The sequence below is a fragment of the Stieleria sp. genome (genome assembly GCF_041595215.1).
Taxonomy (GTDB): Bacteria; Planctomycetota; Planctomycetia; order Pirellulales; family Pirellulaceae; genus Stieleria; species Stieleria magnilauensis.
On the sequence record NZ_JBFHKV010000275.1, the window covers coordinates 1 to 8,756 of the forward strand.

An 8,756-nucleotide genomic window follows, 5' to 3' on the forward strand; every position below is an offset into this window, starting at 1 on the left:
CGGTTGGGCTGGGCCATCGAACGCAACGCCGATCGACCGGATCGCGACTCCGAGGGGGTGCCCTTGTATGCGCAGATGGAATCGGGAGGCTGCGCGATCGACTTTGACCTCGACGGATGGCCTGATCTGTATGTCGCTGCTGCCGGCGGCACGCCCGGAAAACTCGACTCACCCAATAATTCGATGTTTCGCAATCTGGCTGGCCGCTTCGCTGACGCGACCCACGCGACGCTCGCCGGCGACAGGGGATTCGCGCAAGGAGTCACGTTCGGTGACGTCAACGAAGATGGGTTCCCCGACTTGGCCGTCCTCAACTACGGGACGGATCGAGTTTTGATCAACAACGGTGACGGCACGTTTTCTCCCCGAGATGATTGGCTCTCGTCTGACCGTGAATCCCCCTGGTCGACCAGTGGGGCGATCGCCGATCTCGACGGCGACGGCATCTCGGACTTCATCTGCCTCAAGTATTGCGCCGGAATGGATGCGGCGACCGTCACCTGCCGAACGGAAGACGGTGCGGTCAGCCCTTGCCTGCCGACAAAATTTGCCGCCGATCGGGATGTGTTCTTCCGAGGGCGACCGCGGGGAGGATGGGAAGACGCCACGGACCGCTGGGCGGCATCGCCGTTGCAACCTGGGCGCGGGCTGGGTCTGGTCGTCGGCGATTTAGACGCAGTCGACGGAGTGGATGTTTTTGTCGCCAATGACATGACGAGTAATCATTTCTGGACGTTCGATCCACAGGGAAGCTCGAAAGAGTCCGCCACCCTTCGCGGCTTGGCCGTCGACGCCAGATTTCGCCCACAGGCATGTATGGGCATTGCGGCGGCCGATTTGGACACCGACGGTGACACCGATCTGTTTGTGACGAATTTTGAACAGGAACACAACACGTTCTATGAGCAAACCGAGCCTGGAATCTGGGCCGACCGAACCGCCCTACGGGGATTGATGGACGTGAGTTTTTCGCAACTCGGGTTCGGCACGCAAGCAGTTGATTTTGACAACGACGCGAACCTGGAACTGGCGATCGCCAACGGGCATGTCTATCAGGATGCGGAACCGCCGTCGAGCTACGCGCAGCGGATGCAGGTGCTCCACCGCGCGTCCGGGTCTCACTTTGAGGCGTTCGTGTTTGATGATTCGGACGGCTATGTGGGGCAAGAGCATGTCGGCCGAGCGATGTGGACACTCGATGCCGATCGCGACGGCCGCATAGACTTGGCGATCACACACCAAACCGAACCCTTCACGTTATTGATGAACCGGACGCCCGTCGAAAACCACTGGGTCAGGTTTCGCCTGGTCGGTGTTGATTGCGCCCGAGATGCGATCGGAGCGACGGTCACCATTCGAACCGATCACCTCACCCGGTATGCCCCTCTCGTCGCCGGTGATGGGTTTTACTGCGCGAACGAACGATGGATTCACTTCGGTTTAGGCCCCGACCACCGCCCCGGAGACTCGATCAGCGTCTCGGTCCGATGGCCGGACGCGTCCGAAGAAAACTACCAAGTGGTCGAGGATCGAACGCATGTGATCGTCCAAGGCCACGACCACGCTTTCGCGGTCGCTCGACAATCACCGAGCAACCGGTCCGGAATCTAGTGCCTGATACATGGGCATCCCACGAGGCATCACTCGTACGGTTCCTTGCCGTTGCGGGTGAACCGCCCCCAGAGTGATTCGCCTAAGGCTTTGGGTTTGATCCAGTGGATCGATCCATCGCCGTGAACCACCACCGCCTCCTCGCCAAAGTGGCCTCCGAGCACTTCATCGAGGTTCGATGGTGACGGCGTGAGATTGACGGGCTTGCTCCAGATCTCCGCGTGCTTGTCGGACGTTTCGAACACCATGATCGTGTTGGAAATTCCGTCGATGACGTCGCCGAATTTCGGCTGCTCGCCGTCAAAAAACAGCCCCTCGCCGACTGGAATCACGACGGTTGCGCGGTTTGCATTTGCGGCGGATGCATCGACGGCAAAAACATCCGGCATTTGATCGGCGAGTGGACGGTTGTGTTCGCTATCCCAAGGCTCGTCAAGACGGAACTTCTGGTACAGGGCGTACTCGGCTTTTCCCAAGAACGGCAACAACGCAACGCGCCAACTGAGTAGCGGTTCTCCACTTTTGCCGGTAATCACCGCTGAGGGGAGTCGGCTGTAGGCGGAGTGATAATTGTGAAGTCCCAACGCGATCCGTCGCAGTCGTGAGTTTGCAATTTTTCGTTTCGCCTCCACCGACCAGGTCTGCAATTGACGACTCCCCGCACTGGCCCCCAACTGTACGCGTAGGGTGCGGTCGTTGACGTCGCTGCTGCTTTGGATCTCGAGCGGCGCGGAAAGCCGGTCTTCGATGCTCTTGCGAATCGCGGTTTTTGTCGCGTTGGCGTCTTCCCCGTCGGCGACGTGAAAGAGGAACTCGATGCCCGCCGCTCCGGCCGGATAGGCAGAGCCGGATATCCAATCGACTTCGGCGAGCCGATGGGTGTCGACGGGAAACAAACGCTCCAGTTCGGCCAGACCGAACTCCTTGATCGACCGTCGACGATCAGCATTGAGATAAACGGCAAACTGCAGAGGCGCTGGATCGAGAGCCGAGAAGGCGGCGCGGAAAACTTCCCGGGCGTCGGACGGCTTCCCTAATCGATCAAAGTTCAACCTTGCCAGATTGCCGGCGACCATGGCTGCCCCGACCTTTCGGGTCTGCCCCAGGCCGTCGCCACCGTCCTCCTCCGCGACCGTTTGATTCGTGTCTGCGGACAGGACAACGATCGGATCGCGCGTAAACGGCACGTGACTTGTATCGGAGGCACTGAATAGCAGATACGCTTCGGCTACGTTCTTCATCTCCAATACGGGATCAATCGCCTTCCGCGTGTGTTCGGGCAAGGAGTTCCCAGCCAACCGCAGATAAGCCGATTCAGCGTCTGGCAATTGATGAAACGATTGTGGGTCGATGCGAACGATCGCGATCGCATTTTCATCCACGACGGAAAGTACTGTGGATGGATCAACCGCGTTCGCTGTAATTGCCATCGCGTTCAATGAGCAGACTGCACCGAGAATCGCACCCATCCAACGGACGCTTCGGCGTGCCGCATGATCTTTCGGACTGCAACGACATGATGTGGTGTGCATTATTTATCTCCTTGTGTGCGGATTTCGATTTCAATCGGACGGAATGACAATTTGCTTGTCGGATCATCAGGGGTGGCGATTCGGATCGTCGATCCATCGCGAGAATACGTAAACGGCTCTCCCGTCGCGGGATCGTTGGGAATCGGCAGAACCTCGATTTCATCGATCGAGGCAGGCAGATCGCCGCCGTGCGTAGCGGCGTGATCGCGGAGGGCTTCGATCACACGCAATGCTGCAATCTTCCGTTGAACGTTGGCTTGCCGATGAACAACGGTTTGAATGGAACTGCCGAGCATTTCATCGACGGGTAGCGCCGGCGGCGTCGGCGCGTCCCCGTCGGATTCTTGCTGCAGCCCTGCCAATGCGACGGACGTCGGCTGGTAAGCCCATCGCACCAGATTCTGAATTTTTCGTTGATGCGCGTCGTAGCTCTGCACGGCGATCGCCTGAGCGACCGAGAACTCTTCGACTTGGGCTGCCGGATAGCCCGCCCGGACGAGGCTTGCCTTTGCCCTGGGGTAGGCCTCCATGACCAGAAGTCCCAAGGCGGGGCGTGAGCGATTGCGATTGCCGCCGAACAGATCGGATCGATCCCAGAAATCGCGAAGGGCGCCGGTCCATTGATCCGTGGACCACTCGACGAAACGCCAGTTCTGTCGGCGCTGGGGAGTCGATTGAGATTCGTCCCGGGATGGATCATCGCGATCGGGTTGCCGCTGCTCGATTTGTCTGGCTTGGGCAAACAGCGGATAAGTGGATTCGAGACCGATCAACTCGGCATCGAGCCCCGGGCGTAGATCGACCAGCGGGTCGGGCAGTTCCGCGAGCGCCCAGGCGAGATTCGGAGCGTCAGGCTGCTGCACCCAATCGAACAGACAGTCTGCCATCATGTCTTCGATCCCGATTGCGACGAGTGTGCAAACCAACGTGTCTCCTTGAGCGATATGCTTGGCCAAGGCAAAACCCAGCTGCAGTGATTCGAGGGCATCGCCGAAACGCTTTTCGGCGATTTGGTACTTCACCCTCAACACAATCAGCCGCGCGTACGAACGCGCACGTTGAACTTCCGGCAGCAGGATTTCAAAGTACGGTTCGTCGGTGTTGAGCAGTTGCCAGTCACAATGCCGTGAGCGGGCTGCTTTCTGGAGCGACCCGAACACACCGCTGTGGACAGGTTGACTGCCGAGCCATTTAAATTCTGGATGGTTTTCGGCCAGATCATTGGACGGCAAGCTGACCAACTCACCGATCTGGTCCCAAAGATCATGCCTCTGCAGCAACGCTTGTTGCTCCGCATAGACCTGTCCATACCAGACCACGGCATTGCCAGGAATCTGATCCCTTAGTGGTGGCAACAGGGAATGCGTCAGTGGCGGATCGGCGACTGCCATGGGGCGAACCATAAGCGTCTGTGAATCGACTTCTTGCGCCGATGAGTTCGCTGACGTCGCCAAACCGGTCACACCGATCACGCAAACGAGTAACCTGCGTATGAATCTCAGTTTCATTGTGATGTCCTTCTAAAAAAGTGGTTCTGAGGACTCGTGCCTGCGTACTGCGGGGACTCCTCGCGTCGTCTACTACGGCTTACCCGAATCAGCGTACTGCGGGGACTCCTCGCGTCGTCCACTACCGCTTACCCGAATCAGCGTACGGCGGGGACTCCTCGCGTCGTCCACTACGGCTTTCCCGAATCATCAGGGCGAGACGGATGACTAGGAACTTCGCTCAACTTCACGAAGAAGAGCGCGGCGCAGCGGCAAAGAAACATTCGCCGGCGGTGGTGTCTCGGCGGAACGTTCTCCCCCGTTTACCGAAACAGATCGCAGAGGGTCATCTTCCGGCGAACGATACAGTGAACGGGTACCGAGTACGCCGCCCTGGGGCAGCGTCTGGTCGACTGGATCAGTCACGACCAACGGCCTGACCGCAGCCGGCTTGGTTTGAGATTCCGCCGGGGATGGAGAATCCACCGAGGGTAAGATGCTGGTCTCGCCATCAGGTGCGACCCAAGGATCGGCAATCCTGATCCCCCCTGTGTCGTCGCGAGAGTTGTGCGTGGACATCAGCATGACCAAGCTCGCCGCCAGTGCGCCGACCATGCCGCCGACGACGGCAGAACCGCCACTTAGACGACGCGATCGCGATTGAACCTCGACGCAGTGACCGGAGGACGAATCGATAGGCGTAGCTTGCCCGTGCCGAAATCCGTCCTGGAAACCGGCCCGATACACCAATTGATCCGAGTCGATTCCCTTGGGCTTCAAGGACCGAAGGGAATTCTCCACGCTCGTTTGTCCTCCGTCGCCCATTTTGTTCTCGATGGGGTCCGGCGATGGGTCTGGAATGGTCATTTCGAACTATCCCCTCGTGAATTCTTCGAGTTTGATGTTGAGTTGAGATCGAACGGCTTGAAGGCCTGATTGGTAGCGACGCGAGGCCGTCCGCGGCGAAATCCCGGCCAGCTCGGCGATTTCGTCAAACGAAAGCTCATTCCACAATCGCAACACCAGAATCTCCCGAATCGGAACGGGTTGACTCATCAATGCACGTGTTGCCAGTTCGCCGTCGAGTGATTCATCGATGCTGTCACAAAACCAGTTGATGCGTTCATCGCGACTGATTTGCTCGTGTTTTTTTCGCCGCGACTGGGAGCGTGCTGCGTTCAACGCGTCCCGCCGAACGACCTTGAACATCCAGGCGCGCGGGTTCTCGGGAAACGGCGTTTGACGAAACAGTTTCAAAAATGCATCTTGCACGACGTCCTCTGGCACGTCGCACCACTGACGGGCCAACAACGTCAAACCAGGGCCAAGATCGCGCACCAAATTTGAGAATTCGAATCTCGGCGTCGAATTCCCCTCTGGTTGCATGGATCTGTCTGGCGGGCAAGTTCGAGTGGAAAGGAGTCGGCTGTCAGAGAGAAGACACCGCCGAAATCAAGTTGCGTCAAAAAAAATTGTCAAACGGGCGGTGAACGTGGTGCCATCGATCAAGAGACACGTGCCGGAGCACGATTGCGTATTGAGGCAATTCCCTCATGAAGATCTCGGCGAACGGCTCAAGAGGAATGATGAATCGGACGCAGATTGAAACCGGACCAGTCGCCAGACGGCGACACAAGGCCGAGTGTCCTACTACCGGCAAACTCGCCGTCAAGGATTCGGAGTTCTCTGCCAGATCCGATTCAATCGTCCGGGTCGGATTCCGATATTGACCAAGTGAGCACGTTCGGCAACGTGTGGCAAGCAGGCGGCATCAAGTTATCAACGCGGATCGATTGTAAGCCAGGGAAGTACCGTGAAGGAAGATGGACGCCTCAGACTTCGAACACTGACGTTGTGGATCAGCTGCTTCGTCATCACCACGTGCGCCGCAGCGACATCGTCTGCCGCCGATCCGAGACGCGTCCTCGACACTGACGAAGATGTCTACCGGCCTTACGTGGCGGCGGGGGTTCGCCCGAGTGACGACGACGTTCGCTTGCATACCGATATGTTCATTCCGTTGTTTTGGAATGAATCCAGCCTGCTGTTCGCCGATGTGCGGGGGCAGTTTGCCGACGTGGGTGGAGGCGAAGGAAACTGGGGGTTGGCGATTCGACATCTGTTGGATTGTGAATGCATCGTCGGCGCCTATGGCTTCTATGACTTGAAACAATCCGCCAATGGCAATTGGTTTCAACAGGGAACGATCGGCGCGGAACTGTTGACGCGGCGATTTGATTTGCGGGTCAATGGCTACCTGCCCGAAGGCGGCTCCCAAACGGCGGTCGCGCCGACGGCCGTGATTTCCAACGGCAACCTGGTGGTTCAGAACAACGAAGAGCGGGCGTATCACGGGTTTGACGGCGAAGTCGGGGCATTGCTGTGGCGAAAACCCAAATGGTTCGATAGCGAAATCCGAGGGTTTGCCGGCGTCTTTCATTTCGAAACCGATTCGGTCACCGCCAGATCGGTGGCCGGACCGCGTCTGCGTGCCGAATGGCGCTGCTACGATTTGCCCTGGATGGGGCTGGATTCTCGCTTGACGCTGGGCGCCCAATACCAGCATGACGACGTCCGCGGCGATCAATCCGCGGCGGTGATCGCCGTCCGTTTGCCGTTGGGAACCGATCGCGGACGATCTCGACGCATGTGTGTCATGCAACGACGGATGACGGATGTCATCGTCCGCGACATCGACGTGGTCACCCGAGCCACACCAACGCCCGGCGGGCAAGAAGCGGCATTGCACGCCGAGCACGACTTTGCCATCGGCTCGGTCACGGTTCTGGACGCCGAAACCGACGATGTGCCCGATGCCGTCGCGACGTCGACGACCGACACGGTCATCCTGGATGGTTCCGCCGGTGAACTGGAACTGAGCAACTCGATCGTCGTGCAAGACGGACAGAACCTGCTGGGAGGCGGGTTTACGGTCAAGGGTGCCGATACGGGCGCCGTGGCACGCTTCGGAACTCCGATCCATCTGCGCGGCAGCGACGACACCCAGTCGGTGATCGTCATGGCAGACAATGCCCGGGTCGGCCATTTCAGCATCGAGGGCGGACTGCACGGCATTTCCAGCGACAACGGCACGGATTACGACGATCTGGCCAACGTGCATCTGTTTGGCAATGAAGTCACGGACGCGGCCGAGCATGGGTTCCGTTTTGCGGCACTTGACGCAGACAGTTCCCTGACGCAAAACCGCGCCTTCGACAACGCCGAAGCCGGCTTCTGGATCGACGACAACAGCGGAACGCTTGATCGCAACACGTCGCAAGACAATCAAACGGCCGGGTTCGTGATCGCGTCCAACAGCGGATCGGTCACGGCCAATCGTGCCATGGAAAACGGCGAAGAAGGCTTTCTGCTGGCCTACAACGATGGCTTGATCTTCCAAAACGAAGCGATCGAGAACACGATGTCCGGGTTCGTGGTGTCCTACAACGAAGGCGACATCAGCGAAAACGAGTCGACCGACAATGCTTCGTCAGGGTTCGAAGTGGAAACCAACAACGGCGTGGTGAGCAACAACGTTGCCTTCGACAATTTCCTGGACGGTTTCTGGTTCGAAGACAACTACGATACGATCCAAGACAACCTGTCCGTTTTCAACTTTGGAAACGGGTTTACGCTCAACGATACCGCGGGCACGGTCAGCGGAAACTATGCCGCATCCAATTCGTTCAATGGTTTCGAGTTCCGCAATAACTTCGGCGATTTCGAAGACAACACGTCCGAACAGAACGGATCCAATGGCTTTGATTTCAAACACAATGCGGGAACAATTACGCGGAACCAGGCAATCGCCAACGACGACGACGGATACGATTTCTCCTACAACCTCGATACGTTCAGCGACAACGAAGCGATCAGCAATTGGAACGATGGCTTCCAGTTTTACAGCAACGATCACCTGATGACGGGCAACCAGGCGATTGGCAATGCCGAAGACGGTTTCTACTTCAACCAAAACAACGGCTTGTTTGACGACAATTACGCCGAAGGCAACTTTGACGACGGCATCGACCTGGTCGAGAATTTTGGCACGCTTTCTAACAACGAGTCCAACGACAACGCCGACCAGGGCTACACCGGACTCAACAGCGGCACGTCGACGGACAAC

At 58.1% G+C, this 8,756-nt stretch carries 5 protein-coding genes; 2 read left to right on the top strand and 3 right to left on the bottom strand.

Going from position 1 to position 8,756, the window contains the following annotated elements:
* The coding region (locus ABX749_RS12615; protein ID WP_372896298.1) for a CRTAC1 family protein at positions 1-1,611 on the top strand (1,611 nt) is incomplete at its 5' end.
* 29 nt (positions 1,612-1,640) lie between these two features.
* Here the strand turns inward: ABX749_RS12615 and ABX749_RS12620 are convergent.
* From ABX749_RS12620 to ABX749_RS12630, 3 genes are all read right to left on the bottom strand, one after another.
* Entirely contained in the window at positions 1,641-3,041 is a 1,401-nt protein-coding gene (locus ABX749_RS12620; protein WP_372896299.1) for a DUF1559 domain-containing protein, read from the bottom strand.
* 101 nt (positions 3,042-3,142) lie between these two features.
* Complete coding sequence (locus ABX749_RS12625) at positions 3,143-4,651, bottom strand: hypothetical protein (RefSeq protein ID WP_372896300.1); 1,509 nt, start codon at positions 4,649-4,651, stop codon at positions 3,143-3,145.
* 852 nt (positions 4,652-5,503) lie between these two features.
* Positions 5,504-5,968 carry an RNA polymerase sigma factor gene (locus ABX749_RS12630; RefSeq protein WP_372896301.1) on the bottom strand — a complete coding sequence of 155 codons (465 nt, stop codon included), beginning with the start codon at positions 5,966-5,968 and terminating at the stop codon, positions 5,504-5,506.
* Between the two features lie 514 nt (positions 5,969-6,482).
* Here ABX749_RS12630 and ABX749_RS12635 point away from each other — a divergent pair.
* The coding region (locus tag ABX749_RS12635; protein ID WP_372896302.1) for a right-handed parallel beta-helix repeat-containing protein at positions 6,483-8,756 on the top strand (2,274 nt) is incomplete at its 3' end.